The organism is Paenibacillus sp. FSL R5-0749, assembly GCF_038595085.1.
Lineage (GTDB): Bacteria > Bacillota > Bacilli > Paenibacillales > Paenibacillaceae > Paenibacillus.
Window position 1 is genome coordinate 3,524,765 of the sequence record NZ_CP152005.1, and the last position, 20,103, is coordinate 3,544,867.

Below are 20,103 nucleotides of genomic sequence, written 5' to 3' on the forward strand. Positions count from 1 at the left end.
AGTTATGTGGGGTTCGTTGGATTATACCTCATCTTCCTGTCGGTGGAGGAATCTAAAGCGTCTGTGCTAAGATGGGTTAATATAGGATTGAAGACGTTGGAGAACAAGGGTAGATAGGGGTGCGTGTACATTTTGAAGAAAATCTTAGTCATTGATGATGAAATCGCTATTCGAGATTTAATTGAGCTGGTGCTAAGGCGAGAAAACTATGATGTGCAGACCGCAGAGGACGGCAAAACGGGCCTGAGGCTGCTCGACTCTTTTCAACCCGATATAGTGGTACTTGATCTGATGCTGCCAGATTGCTCCGGATATGATTTGTGCAAGGAAATTACCGGAAAACGCGCCATTCCTGTGATTATGCTCTCAGCCAAAAATGAGGTAATCGACAAGGTGCTTGGACTAGAACTGGGCGCGGAAGATTATATGACCAAACCCTTTGATAATCGTGAGTTGCTCGCTCGCATCAAGGTGATTCTGAGAAGAAACGAGAGCAAGGAGGAATCAAGCGAAGGAACAGAGGTGACATCTACACGCATCATTCATGAAGAGTTGACATTTGACTTGGAAAGCCGAAGAGTGCTGAAAAACGATGTACCTGTGTCTTTAACGGCCAAAGAGTTTAAAATTCTGGAAACGTTACTCAAAAGGCCAGAAAAAATTTTTACCCGGGATGAATTGCTGCAGATTGGGTGGGGATATGACTTTATGGGAGACAGTCGCAGTGTGGATATGACCATCATGCGATTACGGAAGAAGTTGGAGGATAACGCGGACGAACCGAAGTATGTTAGGACGATCTATGGATTTGGCTATCAACTTGGAGGTGGCGAGGCCTGAAGTATGCAACCCGGTTACTGCTGAATTATTTATTTTTCTCCGTGCTGTCCTTTGGCATCATCATTTTTGCGGTGAACAAAGCAATCGATTACTACAGCTTCGTAACCATTGAGAAACAGATGATGGAGAAGGCGGATCTGTCCGAGCTGTCCTTCCGTGAGGTGCTAGCTCAGCATAGATCATCCTCAGGGGAGCCGCAAACGGAGGAGATCGTCAGACTTGCTCTGGAGAAGCTGAAAGCTTCAGGCAAGGAAGTACGTATCTATGATAGCTCCAAGCAATTACTGGGCTTGGCTGTGGATGGCATCATCATTAATGATGGCAAACCGCTTATTTTCGACAAAAATATAGAGAAAGCACTGAGCGGCAGTTATGCCTACACCGTCACGGAAGATCATCAGCTTTATTTTGCAACGCCCATTCAGAATCAATTCTACGAAAACGCTTATGTGTATGAATTCGTGGATGACATTTCCTACTTTTATGCGATCATGAATCAAATCCGTTATATCCTGTTTGCAGGTGCAGGCGGTTTCATTGTGCTGATTACGTTATCCAGTCTGTGGATTGCAAGCAATACAACCAAGCCGATTAAGATACTGCTTGGCTCTGTGCAAAGCTTCTCCAGACAGGAGTTTCGGAGAGTTCATCTAAAACGGAAGGATGAGCTAGGCATGCTGGCAGATGGGCTGGATTCCATGGGGCGACAGCTTCATGATTACATTCAGTACCAGAAACAATTTGTCTCCAACGTATCTCACGAGTTAAAAACACCCTTGGCAGCCATTCGTGGTTTCTCTCAATACTTGGTCGAAGGAGAGACTGAGAACAAGGAACTGCAAAAAATCTATGCTCATCTGTTGCAGGAATCGGATCGACTCACCCGCTTGATTAATGAACTGTTATTATTATCCCGATTCGATAAGGCGGGTTCTAATGATTTGGAAGCCCGGAAGACGGAAATGAACGAACTGATTCAGCAAGTTGCAATGAATATGGGAGCCAAGGCTAAGGATAGAGGGATCGAGATCAGAGTTAGTCAGGCGGAGCAAGAACCGGAAGATGACGGTACGACAAGAGTGCAAGCCAACGTGAATCCAATGCTGATGTCCCATGCCATCGCCAATCTTGTGGACAATGCCATCAAATATTCAGGCAGTCCATCGCTGATCGAATTGAAGTTGGAACATACGCCAAGCGAGGTCGTTATACGGATACGTGATCAAGGCATAGGCATCGCGGGCGATGAGCTGGAGCGAGTGCAGGAACGCTTTTACCGAGCGAAAAATGCAAGTACAGCAAATGGGTCGGGTCTTGGACTTTCCATTTGCAAAGAGATTGTAGAGCGGTTTAATGGGTATATCGACATTGAAAGTCAACTGGGAAAAGGGACGACCGTTACAATTGTTTTGCCTCGTGCGTAGCCCTGCATTTCAAACCCAAGCCTAAATAGGTAACGTTACAAGATTGGTACATTTCTGTTATAAGACTAACAAATCTTTTATTTATAATCACTTCATAAGAACAAATCACACATTTATGGAGGGATCATGATGAAATTAACAAAGAAAGCTGCAAGTTTTATCGTACTAGGTGCGTTACTAACGGCGGCATTAACGGGCTGTCAATCCAGTGATGCTACATCTCCAGCAACCGGACAGAACACAGCAAACGAACAGAACACAGGCGAAGGTACAACAAATGCTAATACGCCTGCTTCCGAAAGTGCTGAAGAAAAGGGAACTGAAGCTATTAAGGAAGGTTCGATGGAGAAGGAAGGCAATGTGGTACTGAAGGAGCTTGCTTTTGTCTTTAATGAGCATACCATTGCGATTTCGGATACAGCGAATGAAGAACAAATGGAACAGATGCTGGGCAAACCGGATAACCTGAAATCTCATACGTACAGTGCTGACGATGGAACCAATATGGATAACTTAATCGGTTTTACGGAAAAAGTGTACACGTATCCCGGTCTGGAGATTAAAACCATCAGTATACCTGAGGGGAAACAAGACTCCATCTTTCATATCGAAATCACAGATCCTAAGTACGCCACAGTGCGAAACATTAAAGCAGGGGATAGCCTCGATACACTCAAAAACGCCTACCCTGAGGGGAAACTCGTTGGTGATGGCGCTCCAGATGAGGAGGATGACTTCCGTTACGAGCCGTCCAATTATGTGGATGTGATGTCATTTCATATCAAGGATGCCAAGGTCGAGAGCATTCAAATCTACAGTCTTCTGGACTAATAAGTAGTGAGCAATGTTGGTAAGCCATTCATGCGATTCACCTTCAATATCTGAATAAAAATGAAAAGTTAACCCTCATACATCCTGAAAAGGAGCATTGAGGGTTAACTTGGTTTTAGGACTTTTAAATTAAGCGCTGCTTGGGCAAATGCAGAATAACGTTGAATTGATCGCCATGAATTTCGATGTTGATCTCCCCGCCGTGCAGCTCAACGATACTTTTCACAATGGACAGCCCTAGGCCAGAGCCTTCTGTCTGGCGGGATTCATCTGCTCTTTTGAAACGCTCGAACAACTCTTCCGCAGCAAAATCAATCTCATACGCAGCCGTATTTTGAATTTTGAATTGTACCTGATCATCAGACTCGTCCAAATAAATATAGATTCTGGTTCCTGGAAGCGAATATTTCTGCGCGTTGCCAATTAAATTTTCGAATACACGCCAAATTTTATTGCCGTCCAAATGTGCATGGATGGGGAATTTCGCGATCCTCTCCCGAATCACTGCCGACGCTTGTCCCATACCAGTGTTGGACTCGGCGATCGCCTGTGTCAATAATGTCGCGACATCGACGTACTCAATATCCAGCTCTACTGTACCGCTGGCCATCTTGGAGATTTCGAACAGGTCTTCAATCAACAGCTTCATCCGTAGCGCCTTCCGGTCCAGAGTTTCAATATACGCTCGGGTAGTCTCCGTAGACAGATCTTCTTTTTTTAATAAATCAACATAGTTGATAATAGAAGTAAGCGGGGTTTTCAAATCATGCGATACGTTGGTAATCAGCTCTGTTTTTAACCGTTCACTCTTCATTTGATTCTCCAGCGCGCTTTGATACCCGGCTTTCATATTGTTAATATAGCCAGCAAGCTTGGATAGGGCATCCTTGCCGGTTACCTGAATCGTATTCTGAATATTGCCTTCGGCAATTTCTTTGCTCCCGTTGATGATGGCGATAAAGCGTCCAAGCTTGGAAAGGATATACGGAACCAGGAACAGCACATACAGCAACACATAGAGTATGAGCAAGTCCTGTTCGTATACACCGTAATATGTGGCTGCCTGCCAAATACAAATGCCCGCTATCGGAGTTAGCAGAAACATCATGATGATGCCAAACGTTAATCTCCAGTTCTGCAAACTGGCTCTAAGACCGGTTCTCCAGCTATGAAAGTAATCCATCAGCAGGCTACCATGCCAGAAGGAACGTCCAGCTTGGGGTGCCTTAAAATAAAGAAACAACCTGCTTGCCAGTAAGCAAAGAATAATAAAGGCAAGCAGTGCCTGGATGTAACTTGAAGTTGAATAGCTAATACTCAACCCCGTGTATGAATACGAGTTTATAAGTATGAGGATCCATGAGATCGCGGCGACAATGATGACAATAAGGTCGATTGGAAGCTTCCGATCGGCTTTATTTTTTCTCGATTTTGTATCCAATTCCCCATACCACCTTTAAATATTTTGGGTCTTTAGGGTTGATTTCAATTTTTTCACGGATGTTTCTTACATGTACGGCAACCGTATTCTCTGAAGTGAAGATCAGTTCATTCCACACGCGCTCATAAATCTCTTCAATGGAGAAAACTCTGCCTTTGTTCTCCATCAGCAGCTCCAGAATTTTGTATTCCTTCGGGGTTAATCTAACGTCCTCACCATCTATCTCAACAGTCTTCGAGCTTTTGTTCAGCACGAGTCCTCTTACTTGTATAAGCTCATCCCCGTTTGACTGAAAGGAACCTAAATTCGTAAACCGGCGCAGCTGAGATCGGACTCTGGCAATCAGCTCTAGAGGATTGAACGGCTTCGTAATATAGTCATCAGCACCAACGTTGAGTCCTAAAATCTTGTCGCTATCTTCTGACTTGGCGGAAAGCATAATGATCGGTATATTTTTGTTTTCACGAATTTTAAATGTCGTTTTAATTCCATCGAGCTGCGGCATCATGTTGTCCATAATAATAAGATGAATGGTTTCTTGTTCAAGAATTTCCAGCGCCTCCAATCCGTTAGAGGCAGTGAATACATCCACATCTTCGCTTTTCAAATAAATAACGAGCGCTTCTCGAATTTCTGGTTCATCGTCTACAACAAGAATGTTATTGATAGCCATTATTTCTCACCTTCATCACGATATTTCTTATACTTGCTAATCCGGAACTCATGTATCCCGAAAATTCAACATGGCCGGGGGGAGCGTCTGCAAGCATCAGCTCCTCTGGTGATTCTTCCTGATCTGTGTAAAACCCATGTACCCCAAACCTGGACAGAATCTGCATAACCGGTCTGCTGTTCACCGTGTGAACATAACTTTTTACCCCAAACTTATTCAGTGCTGAAACTAAATTGGGGTTTAGATACACGCGGTATGCAGGCATGGCAACAGCTGTCAGTTGTTTGTCCCTTACGAATTCTACAATACTTTCGGCGGAGGCGCCAGTTTTGTAAAGTGAATATATTTTGTTTGGAAAGGGATGGATTCCCATAACCGTGTCATACATTTCCGGGCTGAAGATTTCAGGTATAACCCGGTTGAGCAGTGCAGGATCCGTACGTCGAACCTCATTGACTAGATGCACAAACTGCTGCTGAATTTGCGCTTTGCTGCCTGCTTTCGTGTCCACAATTAAGTCAAAATCAGGATATTGCTGCATCAGCTGCAGGATGTCCGGCAGGGTAAGAGGGTGGAATCTTCCCATAATAAGCGAGTTCGCAAACTGAAGCTTGGTTACGTTTCGTCCGCGATGAGCAGTCAAGCCGGGCTGTAGCTTCTGCGACCAATCATGTCTGGCTACAAGCTTCCCGTCCGTCGTCTGCACAAGATCAACCTCGAACAAACGGTACCCTCTATTGTAATTGGTTATAAATGCCTCATAAGAATTGGTGTAGCTGGCACCGTCAACTCCACCGAATGCATGTGCAATAAGCCTGTTTTCCTGCCAGCCGCTGGCACCAGGTATAGAGTCCGGCTGATTCTGACTTGTCCTAACAAGCCCCCAGTTGCACCAGATCATTCCTGCCATAATGACTATGAGTAAGCTTAACATCATCGTTTTCTTCATTCGTTCTGCTCCTTCGTTATCCCGATGTAAGTCATACTACAGGACGCAAATGAAGAAGGAGTGGTATAAAAACGAAGGAATTTATGAAGTTTGTATACATTGAAATTCATATAAAAAGAACAAAGCGAAGGCTCGGAAACGGCAAGTTGATCCGCTGGTTTGAGACTGGCACTCAACAAATGCATGAGACGTTGTTGGATGTGTGGATTATAAACAGGGAGGGTGGAAGAGTGAACAAGTCGAGGACGTTTCTTTAAGTATGTATCGTGACGCAGCAGAAACAAAGGCGGAATGGTTCCCCCCTTGTTTCATTACTAGATTATGGACACAGGGTACATTATGCACTTAGAAATCTCCGGCTGTAGTTAGGCGCTGTCAGGACGGAATGTTCATAGCCGTTTGAATGTTTTTCAGGTCGAGCTGAATTTGCTCTGGAATATGGAAAGGATGGTATAACCCATGCTGTACCATATAATTTGATATCTTTTCATGAGAGTCTATCGCTTCATCGAGCTGTTTCATCAGAATTTGCTTGATTTCGGGAGTGGCACATTCGGTCACAGCCATGGCGTAATTTCTGACTCCACTCTTGGCGTTTATCAACAGATCCATTGCGATCACATCATCCGTTAGCGTATGAAGGCCTGACATATGTTCTAATATTGGGTTCATTTGGTTATCTCCTATACAGTCGCTTTAGTCAGCACTCCACCAAGCTCCTGAAGCTGCTGTTGTGATAATATCGCATCTTGTTGCAAAATTTGCTTGAGCTCCGGGTCGGTTACGAGAGCTTGCATGGTCTGGGATTTAGTCAGGCAAACCGTCTTGAATGCTGCAATTTCATGTACCTCGAGCACCTCATGCAATGCGTATTTGGAATTCATTCGAATTGTCCTCCCATGTATCTATCCATATTTAAGGCTTTAAGATGACTTTAATACAATTGTCCGTTTTTGTATCGAACACTTCATAACCACGCTTGGCATCACTGAGGGGAATGACGTGTGTAACAATGTTGCCAGGGTCCACTTTGCCAGACGTAACCAACTCGTACATATATGGCATATAGTGAATGACTGGAGCTTGTCCGGAACGGATATTCACGTTTCGCTGCATGATGTCACCCAGTGGGAATCCGTTATAGCGTCCACCGTATACCCCAGTGACTTGGATGGTTCCGCCTTTGCGGACAGCCTGAGAAGCAATGATAAATGCGCTCATAGTACCGCCTTGCAGTTTCAAACCGCTGGCTAAATACTCAAGATCGCTCATCTTGCCGTCCATTCCTACTGCATCAATGACAACATCGGCGCCGCCTTTGGTCATTTCCTTGAGCGTATTGCCAATGTTCTGATCTTGTTCGAAGTTTACGATTTCGACGTTGTTCGTTCGCTTCGCATGCTGCAAGCGGTAATCGACATAGTCAACGGCAATGACCCGCTTTGCTCCTTTCAGCCAGCAGAATTTCTGGGCCAAGAGTCCGACTGGGCCGCATCCGAGCACGATGACCGTATCTCCATTTTTTACGCCAGCATTATCTACGCTCCAGAATGCCGTAGTCATGGCATCTGCGATCAAGCTTAGCTTTTCATCCGGTTGTTCGCAGTTCTCAGGAATTTTGAAGTGGGTGAAATTGGCAAATGGAACCCGTAAATACTCAGCTTGCCCGCCAGAATATCCGCCGGTCGTTCCCGAGTAGCCGAAATATGCGCCCATATCTCCGTTCTCGTTGGAATTGTCACATTGGCTTTCCAGCTGATTTTTGCAATAAAAGCATTCTCCACATGCGATGTTAAACGGGATGATTACACGGTCGCCTTTTTTTAGGTTTGTCACGCCAGGGCCTACTTCTTCTACGATGCCCATCGGCTCATGTCCGATGACATAGTTCTCCTGAAGGTTAGGGATCATCCCGTGAATAAGATGAAGGTCAGAACCGCAAATGGCGGTACTGGTGATCTTTACGATCATATCGTCCGGTTTCTCAATCTTTGCATCCGGAACCTCTTTGACCACGACATTTTTAACCCCTTGATACGTTACCGCCTTCATGCTTTATGTCCTCCAATATGTTCATCTGGGGTCCGATCAAACATCCCTTTACGCGACGTATCACCCGGGAACAGATTCATCTGCCCGATCATCACCGTATTATTCGCCGAAAGCTGGTCGAGTTGGTACTGTTCATTCAGCTCGTAAGGATGGAACCATTTTTTGCGAATCATGAGCTCCGAGATTTCCTGGTGCATTGCGATTCCTTGTTTAAGCTGAGAGTGCAGAAGGGCTCTTACATCTGGTGAAGCCGTTTCCGTCAGGGCGATGGACAAATTACGCACACCTTCCTTGGCACGAATAAGGAAGTCCATGGCAAAAGTCATATCTGCCATTTCCGGCATATTTAATGAATTAATCGGGTCTAAATAATCGGTATTCATTTGAGCTCCCCTTAATGTGTTATAGGTGTCGGACTAGTTGGAACAGGCGCTTGGAAAGGAGCTTTGGCATAAATGGCTTGCAGCTCGGCGATCTGTTGTATGGACTGAGTGACGTCTTTCTGCATTAAAGCTTTTAGCTCTTGGTCAAAGACCAGGCCTTGCATCAGTTTTGACTTGGCGATGCACAGTGTTTTGAAGTTTAAAGCTTCATGCAGTTCCATCGATTCGTGCGGCGCTAGTGTTGGGTTGTTCATGGAGAACTGATCACCTCCTTTTTTTTCATCAACGTTAGATTTTCCAACGAATCGGATCTTATACTAAAATCTTAGAAGGGTTGCGGAAGATGGAAGATCCGAATATTCCCATACCGTTGCAGGAATATAAACAATTTCTTAATCCGATACTTATTTTTGTGTTTTATATGATCTTGCAAAAGGGAGGAGGACTCACTGTGCCCAATAAAAACAAAATTGATCTAGCCACCGAAAATGCAAGAAAACCGGCAGAAGGTGCCCTTAACTCGAGTGGAAATACACTGGAGCAGCATGCATCTAATGCGGTTTCTGAAGTGCAGACAGCTTTAAATCAGGCAATAAGCTCGTTAAATGAATCTAATGCAACAGATTCACAAGCGTTGGAAAAAGCCCGGCAGCAATTGACCCGAGCAGATGAATTTTTAGATCAAGCGCAAACTTCCGCAAACGCATTACGTCTCCCGGACCAACAATAAAACGGTCCTAGAACTGATAAGCTTGTCAGTGTTTTTCCTTCTATTCCGTATTTTCTCCGATACTCTCTGCATGGGGATTTACCCTGCGTTGACGATCGGAGGAAGCAATTTTCCTAGAACACATATAGTTACGGTCACATGCTTCGGCTCACGCCGAAGTTTTTTGTATTTTAGATGTATGGGACAATTTCAAAATCACGGTTGAAAAAGAATGATTAAGGGCCAGGCATTAGAAAAAGTCTTGAACATAATTATAGGTAATATCTATCCAACTATGTTGAGGAGGACATCATACAGCCTATGTTACCTATGGAAGAATATTTTGGTAAGTTAGAACTCGTTCATTCCTTTTACGGGGCTATGCCTACAGGCGTTAGTGTATCCGAAACCGGGCGTATCTTTGTTTGCTTTCCGAAATGGGGAGATGACGTTAGATTTACGGTAGCGGAAATTGTTGAGGGTCAGTTGCAGCCATATCCTAACTTAGAAACGAACTTGAGTACCCCATCGAATAACGCTATGTCTTTCATTAGTGTGCAAAGTGTTGTTACAGATGGAAGAGGAACCCTGTGGGTACTGGATACGGCTGCACCTAATTTTTCTGAGCCAATTATAGGAGGGGCAAAATTAGTCGCGGTAGATTTAGAAACAAATACAATAAGAAAAGTATATATATTTGCAGATGATGTTGTCTTACCAACAACGTATCTGAATGATGTCCGATTTGACTTTCGTGTAGGTAACGCAGGTTACGCATATATAACAGATTCTTCTTCCAATGGTCCAGGCGCTATTATCGTCGTAAATCTAGAAAACGGCAATGCGTATAGACGGTTGCATGGAGCAAGCTCAACCTCACCCGACCCGTATTTTATACCGAAAGTGGAAGGTAAAATTTTGATGAATCGAAACGCGGATGGTTCGACATCTCCCTTTCGCTTGGCCTCTGATGGGATAGCCATTTCCCCTGATGGGAAAATGTTATTCTATTGTCCATTAACCAGTCGCCAACTATACTCGATCTCAACCGAATCGTTAAGAGACAGAACGATACCGGATTTCAAATTAAGTGATCTTGTGCAGTATTGGGGAGAAAAGGGAGCATCGGATGGGATGATCACGGACGCAATAGGAAACGTGTATGCTGGAGATTATGAGAATGATAGCATTCGCAAGATATTGCCGAATGGAATCATGGAAACCATCGCCCATGATCCCCGAATTTTATGGCCAGATACGTTTTCTATTGGTCCGGATCAATACTTATATGTAATTGTGAATCAATTACATAGGCAGGCAAGATTTCATTATGGAAAAGATCTGCGACAAAAACCGTATAGTTTACTCCGTATGAAAATTGATGAATTACCTGCACTACCTTTTGATCAATAGATTCGATTAAAACTTAAAGATGCAGAGTTTCACCCTGTTGTGATTTCAAACGGGATTCATAGTCTCAGGAGTACAACATGCGTCATGGACATACGTATATAGCACTGCTATAATAGAAGTTATGAGCACATATGACAAAATATTAGCAGCTGCTCTTAAGGTACTGGAAGAAGAGGGCGGAGCCCAATTTTCGACGCGAGCTGTCACTTCGATCGCGCAGGTTACGGCTCCTACACTCTACCACCATTTCGGTAATGCCGATGGACTCCTGAGTGCAGCTATAGTGGAAGCGTTCAAACAGTTATTCGAAAGCAAAATTGCCGCAGTGGAGTCACCTATTCCAGAGATGGCGCTTCGTCAGGGGTGGGATGACTATGTCCGCTTCGCGGCAGCCCGTCCTCGAATATATGCGGCAATGATGGGGCGGCTGCTAGAGGGCGCCCATATCGAGGCGGCAGATCAGTCACATCAAGCACTGGTGCAAAATGTTCAAAGAGTTGCCGCCGCAGGAAAACTGGCTGTTTCAGCCGAAACTGCGGCAGATCTGGTCTGGGCTTCTGCCAATACGGCCTCATGGCTGTATGTGACGTCCCAAATTCGCAAGGTACCCCCACCCCAGCCCGACGTCGTTGATCCCATTCGAGAAAGCGTGATGCAGATCATCTTGATCCCAATGCCGGATTCTGCTTCAAAATGAGGGATCGATGAAAAAGCTTGGAGACTCCAGACAAAGCCCCTATGTGGGCTTTGTTTTGTTTCATGGTAAAGATGATGAACCACAAACGGTAGCACATAAGAGAGATCGCCTATCCAAGCAGGATGGCGATCTTTTTCATTTTCAAAGGGTTTCGATGAGCTCATTCCTCGCGCTACGGTATGTCGTGAGCGTCGAAGTATATCACGCTGTGCCCGTCATTAATGATGTCAGATCGCAGGAGGATTACAATATGAAAAATATATAGCACCGCTATAGACAGCTCTATATAGCGGTGCTATAATGACCGTATAACAGTGCTATACAGTGATTCATAACTTATCAAACTCGGGAGGTTTACAATGCGATATAAAACTCAAGAAATGGTTGTCGTCACAGGTACTTCAAGTGGAATCGGCAGGGCTACCGCGGAGCAGCTTGCCGCTGAAGGATTCCACGTTTTAGCTGGGGTTCGCCGTCAGGAAGATGCCGACAAAATCAAACAAAAAAATATCGAACCGGTCATTCTCGATATTACTGCTATCGACACACTAAGGACGCTAGCCGAACGAGTGGAGCAAGATCCGCTTGGTCGCCCGTTGCGCGCCGTGGTCAACAATGCTGGCATTGCCGTTAATGCACCTCTTGGGATGGTTCCGCTGGATGAATTACGCCGTCAGATCGAAGTCAGCGTGATCGGGCAAGTTGCGGTTATTCAGGCGCTTACTCCCGCCTTGCTGAAGAGCGGCGGACGCGTAGTGAATATCGGATCCGTTGGCGGCAAAATTTCAATGCCCGGTTTCGGAATTTATTCAGCTGCAAAATACGCGATGGAAGCGATCAATGACAGCCTCCGCAGAGAGATGTCCTCGTTCGGACTCAAAGTTATCATGATTACTCCGGGCGGTGTCAGCACCAGCCTGTCGGAGAAAGGGGTTACGACAGCCAATCGGCTGTCCAAGTTGATGACGCCCCGATCAGCACAGACGACATGACCGCCTTTTTGACGCCGTGAAGGCGCAGGCTGAATCGTGGGCAACGAGCGGTATTCCTCCTGAGAAAGTGGCAGAAGTGGTTTCACGAGCCATCCACGCAAGTAATCCGCGCACTCGCTATACGGCTGGCCGAGATTCGGCACTGCTGACCCGACTGGTTCGTATTCTCCCGGATAAACTTCTCGACCGGATGCTCCGCAGCCAGATGAAGCTGCAGTAACGGGAGTATGACTGATGTCACAACAACCGTTTAAACATGCATTATTGATAACATAGGAGGAATCAACATGAACGATACCAATAACCGTTACGTTACTGTACTCTGGGAGGCGAGAGCCAAGGCAGGGAGAGAAGCCGAGATGAAGGCGTTTATGACTGCAGCTGTCACCCCGTCACGGAACGACCAGGGTAACATTGACTATGAGGCTCACGAGGTAGAAGGCCAGCCTGGTACATTCATCATCCACGAGCGCTGGGAAAACCGGGATGCTCTCGATCGACACCTGAACGCCCCGCGGATGCAAGAACTTGTGCCTCAGCTCTTAGAACTGATGGAGGGATCCATTGAGGAAGGGATTCGAATCCTGAAACCGTTTCGTCCAGCGCATTAAACTAGAACATTGGGGAGGTCAAACATTGGCAACGATCGATGATTTTACAGCACTAGATATTCGTGTGGGAACGATTAAGGAAGCGGAGTTTTTTGAAGAAGCAAAGATCCCTGCGATTAAGCTTAAGATTGATTTTGGACCGGAGATCGGGATGAAATCCTCAAGTGCACAAATAACGAAGCGTTACAAGGCTGAGAACATTATAGGAAGACAAATTGTAGGAATCATCAATTTTCCTCCTCGGCGCATTGCTGGATTCAAATCGGAGGTATTAGTTTTGGGCGGAGTCCCGGAAAAAGGAGATGTTATTCTGTTAACGCCGGATACTGAAATCCCTAACGGCACTCCTATTGCATAAGTTAGACGACAAGAACGTTAACTGAATACAAACAAGAAAGCTGCTGACCAAAGTGTGACTGCACCCCAATTGTTAGACACCAACTAACAGATCGGAGGTGCAGTTTTTTTGCCAAAAAATTAATATGGACTCACTCCATTCCTTTAATCTTTGGAGTAATCATGAATTCGTTTATGAAGCAGAAATAAGGTCAGCACTTACGGAGTTCACACATTATAAATAAGATATTATTTTTCCAAAAAGAAAACGATCTTACCATATATTCAGGGTCATTTGCTCTACTCTTATGAAGTAACCGATTACATTATTAACGTTTACCAACGGAGGAGAGCGAATGAATCCTAATTTGAAAGAAATCATCAGTCAAATGACATTGGAAGAAAAAGCAGAACTCTGCTCAGGTAAAGATTTCTGGAACACCATATCCATCGACCGCCTTGGGGTTCCCTCTATTATGATGACAGATGGCCCTCACGGACTTAGAAAACAAGAGGGGAGCGCAGACCACTTAGGCTTAAACAAAAGTATACCGGCTACCTGCTTCCCATCCGGAAGCGGAGTTGCCTCATCATGGAATCGTGAACTTGCCGATACGATGGGGAAAGCAATCGGACAAGAAGCAGTGGCAGCGGATATTTCGATTGTTTTGGGGCCAGGTGTGAATATCAAGCGTTCCCCGCTGTGTGGCCGAAATTTTGAATATTATTCTGAAGATCCTTATTTATCGGGAACTTTGGCAGCCAGCTATATTCAAGGCGTACAAAGCCAAGGCGTGGGTACTTCCATCAAACATTTCGCTGTAAATAACCAGGAATATAAGCGTATGTCTGTCGATGCGGTGGTGGATGAACGGACTCTAAGGGAAATCTACCTGGCTAGCTTTGAATATGCAGTGAAAGAGGGTGAGCCATGGACTGTCATGGCCGCTTATAACAGAGTAAATGGTGATTTTTGTTCCGAAAACAGCCGGTTATTGACTGAGATTCTTCGGGAAGAATGGGGATTTGCAGGCGTAGTGGTGTCGGATTGGGGGGCTGTCAATGAACTGGATCAGGGACTAGCTGCCGGTCTGGACCTTGAGATGCCTTCCAGCAACGGAATAGGATGCAAGAAAATTATTGAGGCTGTTCAATCGGGAGAGCTGAGCGAAGAGGTGCTGGATCAGTCTGTTGAGAGATTGTTGTCACTTGTATCCAAAGCTGTAGATAGCCTGAGGAAGTCAGTATCGGTTGATGTAGAGGCACAGCACCAGTTGGCCAGAAAGATTGCAAGTGAATGTATGGTCCTGCTTAAGAATGAAGAGAACATTCTCCCTCTAAAAACTGAAGATTCCATCGCGGTTATCGGAGCATTTGCGCAACAACCACGCTACCAGGGCGGTGGTAGTTCACACATTATGCCGACGAAGCTGGATAACATCTATGAAGAAATCCTTAAAACAGCCACTGACAGTGCAAGCATCTCGTATGCCGCCGGTTATAGATTAGACGAAGATGTTGTAAACGAAGAACTCATTCAAGAAGCAGTAGCTGCCGCAAAGAATGCACGGGTTGCAGTGATATTTGCCGGGCTGCCTGAACGTTATGAGTCCGAAGGTTTCGACCGGAAACACCTTCAATTGCCGGAAAGTCACAGAACTTTAATTGAAGCAGTCGCGGAGGTTCAAGAGAATATTGTTGTTGTATTGAGCAACGGAGGGCCTATTGAAATGCCTTGGCTGAATAAAGTTAAGGCTGTATTGGAGGCATACCTTGGAGGACAGGCTTTGGGCGGTGCAATCGTTGATATTCTCTTTGGAAGCGTAAATCCAAGCGGAAAACTGGCTGAGACATTCCCTAAAAAGCTGATTCACAATCCGTCGTACTTGAATTTCCCCGGAGACGGCGAGACTGCCGAATATCGAGAAGGTATTTTTACAGGTTACCGTCATTACGATACAAGAGATGTGGAGCCTTTGTTTCCATTTGGCTTCGGGTTGAGCTACACCCAATTTGAATATAGTGATCTACAGGTTAGTCATAAACAGATCAAAGATACCAGCAGTGTAACGGTTACTGCAAAAATTAAAAACACGGGTGAAAGAGCGGGAAAAGAGGCCGTTCAGTTATATGTACGTGATGTGGAATCAACGGTGCCACGGCCACTTCAGGAATTGAAGGGGTATACCAAAGTTTCACTTCAGCCTGGTGAAGAGACTACCATACATTTTGAACTGGACAAAAGAGCCTTTGCTTACTACGATATTAAGCTGAAAGATTGGCATGTGGAGACAGGTAAATTCGACATTATGGTCGGAAAATCTTCAAGAGAGATTGAACTCGTTGAAACGATCGAGGTAGAATCGAGCGTAATGATTACGAAACCAATTACCAGACATTCCACGTTCGGAGAGTTACTGCAACATCCCGTTGGAGCTGAAATTATGGGTGCGATGGGGCAATATGACGGGAATGAAGCAGGACTGGGTGAAGGAATGCAGGAATTAGTTATGGGTACCACATTGCACAATGCAGCACTTATGAGCGGCGGTCAGTTCACAGAAGAAACACTACAGACTATCTTATCCGCTGTTAACCGTTGAATGCATGAATAATTAGAATAAGCCCGTCATAGTCGGGCTTATTCCTGTATCATATGATGCGTTTGTTGATACTGCTTCGGGGTTCTACCTGTGTGTTTTTTGAAGATTTTGGTGAAATAACTCTGATCCGTAAAACTCAAAAGAGACCCGATTTCAGAAAGTGGAGTGCTCGTAAATTGAATCATATGTTTAGCTTCCTCAATTTTAATCTGTTGAATATATTCATTCACGGGAATCCCAACTTCTTTTTTAAATAGTACAGATAGATAGTTTGGGCTAATACCGGCATGTTCAGCAATTTCTTCGTGTGTAATTTTGGAATAACGGTGATTATATATATAATTTTTACAAAGTGTTACGATTTTAGAATGCTGCGATTCTTTAACCTGAGAGACTTTCTCGGTTAACGAAAAAAATGCTTCCAAGCAACATTGATCGATTTCTTTATCGGTTCGTAGATCCTCGAGGCGCTGTATGTAAATATCACTTACCGAAAAAGCAATCTCCGAATAAAGCCCCCCGTCAATGGCTGCTCTGGCTGCAAGTGCTATACCGATGATGCCAAGATTCTTTTTAGAACGGATATGACTTGATTTGGACAGGACCCCTGTATTTTCATGACCAAGTTGTGTAAAGTGTTTGAGCATATCCAATTTACCTTCTTTAACGATCGTTAACAATTTCTTTTCATTTAGCGGGTTGTGATGGAGCGTCTCATCATAGCCTTTTGAAGAATTTATGGAACCTTGTATTTCTTTTTCCTTGATATGAATACCGCGCAAATAGTCCTGTACTACATCCTCAGCTTCGATCAATTCGTGATTAAACATTTGATTAACCAAGATCGTGATGTTGATTAGCCTCTCATGAGGTATCACAGGAACAGATTGATAATAATGAAATACTTGTTCCCGGTTGGCAAAGAGATGTGTGTCATTAATGAGCCCATTTATTTTATGTTCACTCAAGCTAAATGGAAGGCAAGGTCCTAAAATGATGGTTCCTTCATCGTTCAGTTCGTTACCAATACGAATTAAAATGTAGTTCTCAAAAAACATCGTTCTTACAATTGAAGGATCTTCTTTACACACGGATGGATCAAACCCCAACACTGAAAAAAAGAATTGTTTATCATTTTTATACAGCGGATTAAGTATTCGATTACCCAACAGTTCGAATTGAACCTCTCCGGTGGAGCTTACAAAGAAGATGGACATATCAAAAAGTTCTGCAACGAGTTTACATTGACGTTTTAGATCCATTTTGTGTTTGACTCCTTTTTTCAATCATTTTATCACATCAAAATTATAAAATTACAATGATATTACCATATTGTATGAGTAAAATTCTTTATGATATTTTAGTAAGCGTTAACATTTAGGTGTGTGAGATCTATGTTGAAGGGTGGTCATCTCATGGAATTAAAAGATTTCCGGATTGAATACATGCTTAATCCGATTGGACTGGACACAGTAAACCCAAGATTCTCATGGAAATTAGGTTCTGCTGAACAGGACGTTATGCAATCCGCTTACCGAATAAGTGTCTCACAAGATTTGCAGAAAATCTGGGATTCTGGGAAGAAGGATGAAGACAACTCCGTTTTAGTGGAATATGCTGGTCCTCGTTTACAGGCCTCGACTTTGTATCAGGTTCAAGTCGAAGTTTGGGATAACCAAGGTAATCACGCAGTCATGGAAGGACATTTTGAGACCGGGTTGCTGAACGGCAGCAACTTTCAGGCAGAGTGGATTACACATCCATTCCCGAGCGAAGAAAGTGCTCCACCCGTTTTCTACAAAGAATTCTCTATCGAAAAGGAAATTCAGCAAGCCCGAATTTATACCACTTCCCTCGGTGTTTATGAAATTGCGATCAATGGGACAAGAGTAGGAGAAGACTACTTTGCACCTGGATGGACGAATTACAACGAGCGATTGCAGTATCAGACTTACCGTTTGGACGGGATGCTGGAGAGCCAGAATAAAATAGAGATTACAGTGGGGAATGGCTGGTATAAAGGCATATTTGGTTTTACTTGTACTCCCAACCATTACGGAGATAGAGTTGCTGCACTCGCGGAAATCCACATTGTCTATACGGATGGAACAAAAGAGATCATTGCAACCAACAAAACCTGGCAGGTGACTACCGGACCCATCCGTTCAAGTGAAATTTACATGGGTGAGACTTATGATTCTTGTTTTCATGAAAGTCAGTCCTTCCATGTGGAAACGGCCTCTTTCGATAAAAATCGCCTTGTTGCTCAGGAAAGTGAACCTGTCAAAATCACAAAAAGGCTCCCTGCACTTCAGTTGATTACAACCCCTAAAGGAGAATGTGTCATTGATTTCGGGCAAATCCTTACTGGGTTTGTAGAGCTTCGAACCAAAGGGCGGAAAGGTCAAACGATAACCATACGGCATGCGGAGGTTCTTGATAAGGAGGGAAATTTCTATCCGGATACGTTAAGGCAGGCAGTATCGATTGATCGATTGATCTGTAACGGTAAAGATCAAATTTTCCGCCCTCATTTCACTTTCCATGGATTTCGGTATATCGCCATTGAAGGGGTAGATGAGATCCAGCTCGATCAATTCACAGCTTGCGTGCTGCATTCAAGTCTGGAGGAAACAGGCCGTTTCGTGACCTCCAATGCGATGGTGAACCAGCTGCAAAGCAACATTCAGTGGAGCCAAAGAGGTAACTTTTTGGATATACCGACGGATTGCCCTCAAAGAGACGAGCGTCTAGGGTGGACAGGAGATGCACAAGTATTTGCAGGGACCGCTGCCTTCAATATGAATGTTGCTTCCTTCTTCAAGAAATGGCTGCGCGACCTTGCCTCTGAACAGACGGAGGAATATGGGGTTCCCCATGTCATTCCTAACATTCTTGGAAATCAGGAAGGGGCCGCTGCCTGGAGCGATGCCGCTGTTATTGTCCCTTGGGTCATGTACCAAACCTATGGAGATCTTCGATTGCTGCGAGAACAATACGACAGCATGAAGGGGTGGATCGATTATATTACTGCACGTTGTGGAGCTAATGGATTATGGCAGACTGGTTATCAATATGGGGACTGGTTAGGGTTGGACAAAGAGGAGATTAGTAACGAAAGAACAGGGGCTACAGATGTTTATCTGGTAGCAAACGCTTATTATGCGTATTCGACCGAACTCGTTGCAAAGACAGCCAAGCTTCTGGACAAAACCGAAGATGCCGTCCGTTACGAAAAATTGCATAGCCAGATCAAACAGGCTTTTAATGCAGAATATATCTCTTCAACTGGCAGACTGGTCAGCGAAACACAAACGGCCTGCGTGTTAGCTCTACATTTCAACCTTGCCGAGGAAAGATACAAGGATCGGATCCGCAAGACACTTGAAAACAATATTGCAAAACATAAGAACCATCTCACGACAGGATTTGTTGGTACTCCATATCTGTGCCATGCCTTATCCGATAATAACCTACATGACCTTGCTGGTACCTTGTTTTTAAAAGAGGATTTCCCTTCCTGGTTGTACGCCGTAAAAAAAGGGGCAACCACGATATGGGAACGCTGGAATTCCATTTTGCCTAATGGTGATTTCGACACATCAGGTATGAATTCCTTGAATCATTACGCCTATGGATCCATTGGTGAATGGATGTATAGAAAACTCGCGGGAATTAATCCAATTGAAGCAGGTTATAAGAAGATTCTGATAAAACCTCAATTCATCCGAGGAATCAGTTCGGTAGATGCTGCTTTTGATTCGGTCTACGGAGAGATAAAAAGCGCTTGGTCCTGCAGGGCGGGTAACATTATTGTAAATGTAACGATACCAGCAAATACAACAGCCATTATTGTACTGCCTGAGAAACCTGTGCCTGTGGAGGTTGGTTCCGGATCTTACAGCTTCGAATATGCGACGCAAACCAGTCTCGAAAGAGAACGGTTTACGTTGGATTCGACACTTAAAGAGATTGTGGAAGAACCCACAGCAGTTCGAATGTTAAACGAGCACGCTCCCGGTATGCTGGATCACCCAATGATCCAATATGCTTATGATTTATCTGTAAGCGAAATGCTGGCCAATACTCCGCCGGAGACTGAACAGTTATTTAGAAGAGTCATTCAAATGCTCAATGCCTCCTAGGTGT

21 protein-coding genes are annotated in these 20,103 nt (G+C 44.5%); 12 read left to right on the forward strand and 9 right to left on the reverse strand.

Features of this window, described 5'->3' with window-relative positions; all coding sequences use genetic code 11:
• Positions 1–123: 123 nt before the first annotated feature.
• From MKY85_RS15545 to MKY85_RS15555, 3 genes are all read left to right on the forward strand, one after another.
• Positions 124–840: a response regulator transcription factor gene (locus MKY85_RS15545; protein ID WP_253436246.1), complete on the forward strand. Its 717-nt coding sequence runs from the start codon at positions 124–126 to the stop codon at positions 838–840.
• 71 nt (positions 841–911) lie between these two features.
• A complete protein-coding gene (locus MKY85_RS15550; protein WP_342569974.1) occupies positions 912–2,264 on the forward strand; it encodes a HAMP domain-containing sensor histidine kinase in 1,353 nt (450 codons plus the stop codon).
• Between the two features lie 126 nt (positions 2,265–2,390).
• Complete coding sequence (locus MKY85_RS15555) at positions 2,391–3,095, forward strand: hypothetical protein (RefSeq protein ID WP_342569975.1); 705 nt, start codon at positions 2,391–2,393, stop codon at positions 3,093–3,095.
• A 124-nt stretch (positions 3,096–3,219) separates the two neighbouring features.
• Here the strand turns inward: MKY85_RS15555 and MKY85_RS15560 are convergent, their stop codons facing one another.
• The 8 genes from MKY85_RS15560 to MKY85_RS15595 form a co-directional block, all read right to left on the reverse strand.
• Positions 3,220–4,536: a HAMP domain-containing sensor histidine kinase gene (locus MKY85_RS15560; protein ID WP_339233785.1), complete on the reverse strand. Its 1,317-nt coding sequence runs from the start codon at positions 4,534–4,536 to the stop codon at positions 3,220–3,222.
• Complete coding sequence (locus tag MKY85_RS15565; RefSeq protein WP_339233788.1) at positions 4,511–5,209, reverse strand: response regulator transcription factor; 699 nt, start codon at positions 5,207–5,209, stop codon at positions 4,511–4,513. Before MKY85_RS15565 ends, MKY85_RS15560 begins: the two co-directional genes overlap by 26 nt.
• Positions 5,196–6,158 (reverse strand): phosphatidylinositol-specific phospholipase C/glycerophosphodiester phosphodiesterase family protein, encoded by a 963-nt coding sequence (locus tag MKY85_RS15570; RefSeq protein ID WP_342569976.1) that lies wholly within the window; start codon positions 6,156–6,158, stop codon positions 5,196–5,198. The genes MKY85_RS15565 and MKY85_RS15570 overlap by 14 nt, the downstream gene beginning before the upstream one ends.
• A 375-nt stretch (positions 6,159–6,533) precedes the next feature.
• A complete protein-coding gene (locus MKY85_RS15575) occupies positions 6,534–6,830 on the reverse strand; it encodes a spore coat protein (RefSeq protein ID WP_339255376.1) in 297 nt (98 codons plus the stop codon).
• A gap of 11 nt (positions 6,831–6,841) precedes the next feature.
• Complete coding sequence (locus tag MKY85_RS15580) at positions 6,842–7,042, reverse strand: hypothetical protein (protein WP_253436282.1); 201 nt, start codon at positions 7,040–7,042, stop codon at positions 6,842–6,844.
• A gap of 31 nt (positions 7,043–7,073) precedes the next feature.
• Positions 7,074–8,210 (reverse strand): zinc-dependent alcohol dehydrogenase, encoded by a 1,137-nt coding sequence (locus MKY85_RS15585; protein ID WP_342569977.1) that lies wholly within the window; start codon positions 8,208–8,210, stop codon positions 7,074–7,076.
• Complete coding sequence (locus MKY85_RS15590) at positions 8,207–8,593, reverse strand: spore coat protein (protein WP_342569978.1); 387 nt, start codon at positions 8,591–8,593, stop codon at positions 8,207–8,209. Before MKY85_RS15590 ends, MKY85_RS15585 begins: the two co-directional genes overlap by 4 nt.
• Positions 8,594–8,604: 11 nt before the next feature.
• Positions 8,605–8,847: a spore gernimation protein GerQ gene (locus MKY85_RS15595; RefSeq protein ID WP_342569979.1), complete on the reverse strand. Its 243-nt coding sequence runs from the start codon at positions 8,845–8,847 to the stop codon at positions 8,605–8,607.
• Between the two features lie 89 nt (positions 8,848–8,936).
• Between MKY85_RS15595 and MKY85_RS15600 the strand changes: the two genes are divergently transcribed.
• The 8 genes from MKY85_RS15600 to MKY85_RS15635 all read left to right on the forward strand — a co-directional run bounded on the left by MKY85_RS15600 (position 8,937) and on the right by MKY85_RS15635 (position 15,954).
• Positions 8,937–9,323, forward strand: coding sequence for a hypothetical protein (locus MKY85_RS15600; RefSeq protein WP_342569980.1), 387 nt, complete (start codon positions 8,937–8,939; stop codon positions 9,321–9,323).
• 291 nt (positions 9,324–9,614) lie between these two features.
• A complete protein-coding gene (locus tag MKY85_RS15605; protein WP_339261444.1) occupies positions 9,615–10,715 on the forward strand; it encodes an L-dopachrome tautomerase-related protein in 1,101 nt (366 codons plus the stop codon).
• Positions 10,716–10,836: 121 nt separating this feature from the next.
• A complete protein-coding gene (locus MKY85_RS15610) occupies positions 10,837–11,412 on the forward strand; it encodes a TetR/AcrR family transcriptional regulator (RefSeq protein ID WP_342569981.1) in 576 nt (191 codons plus the stop codon).
• A gap of 359 nt (positions 11,413–11,771) precedes the next feature.
• The gene (locus MKY85_RS15615; protein WP_342569982.1) at positions 11,772–12,404 is read left to right on the forward strand and encodes an SDR family NAD(P)-dependent oxidoreductase; all 633 of its coding nucleotides are present in this window, start codon (positions 11,772–11,774) and stop codon (positions 12,402–12,404) included.
• A 16-nt stretch (positions 12,405–12,420) separates the two neighbouring features.
• Complete coding sequence (locus MKY85_RS15620) at positions 12,421–12,624, forward strand: hypothetical protein (RefSeq protein WP_342569983.1); 204 nt, start codon at positions 12,421–12,423, stop codon at positions 12,622–12,624.
• A 67-nt stretch (positions 12,625–12,691) separates the two neighbouring features.
• Positions 12,692–13,015, forward strand: coding sequence for a putative quinol monooxygenase (locus MKY85_RS15625; protein WP_339255388.1), 324 nt, complete (start codon positions 12,692–12,694; stop codon positions 13,013–13,015).
• Between the two features lie 25 nt (positions 13,016–13,040).
• Complete coding sequence (gene csaA, locus MKY85_RS15630; protein ID WP_339255390.1) at positions 13,041–13,373, forward strand: chaperone CsaA; 333 nt, start codon at positions 13,041–13,043, stop codon at positions 13,371–13,373.
• A 334-nt stretch (positions 13,374–13,707) separates the two neighbouring features.
• Complete coding sequence (locus tag MKY85_RS15635; protein WP_342569984.1) at positions 13,708–15,954, forward strand: glycoside hydrolase family 3 C-terminal domain-containing protein; 2,247 nt, start codon at positions 13,708–13,710, stop codon at positions 15,952–15,954.
• A gap of 38 nt (positions 15,955–15,992) precedes the next feature.
• Here MKY85_RS15635 and MKY85_RS15640 read toward each other — a convergent pair whose 3' ends face one another.
• Positions 15,993–17,216: a helix-turn-helix domain-containing protein gene (locus tag MKY85_RS15640; protein ID WP_342569985.1), complete on the reverse strand. Its 1,224-nt coding sequence runs from the start codon at positions 17,214–17,216 to the stop codon at positions 15,993–15,995.
• Between the two features lie 153 nt (positions 17,217–17,369).
• Between MKY85_RS15640 and MKY85_RS15645 the strand changes: the two genes are divergently transcribed.
• Entirely contained in the window at positions 17,370–20,099 is a 2,730-nt protein-coding gene (locus MKY85_RS15645) for a glycoside hydrolase family 78 protein (RefSeq protein ID WP_342569986.1), read from the forward strand.
• The last annotated feature ends 4 nt before the right edge of the window (positions 20,100–20,103 follow it).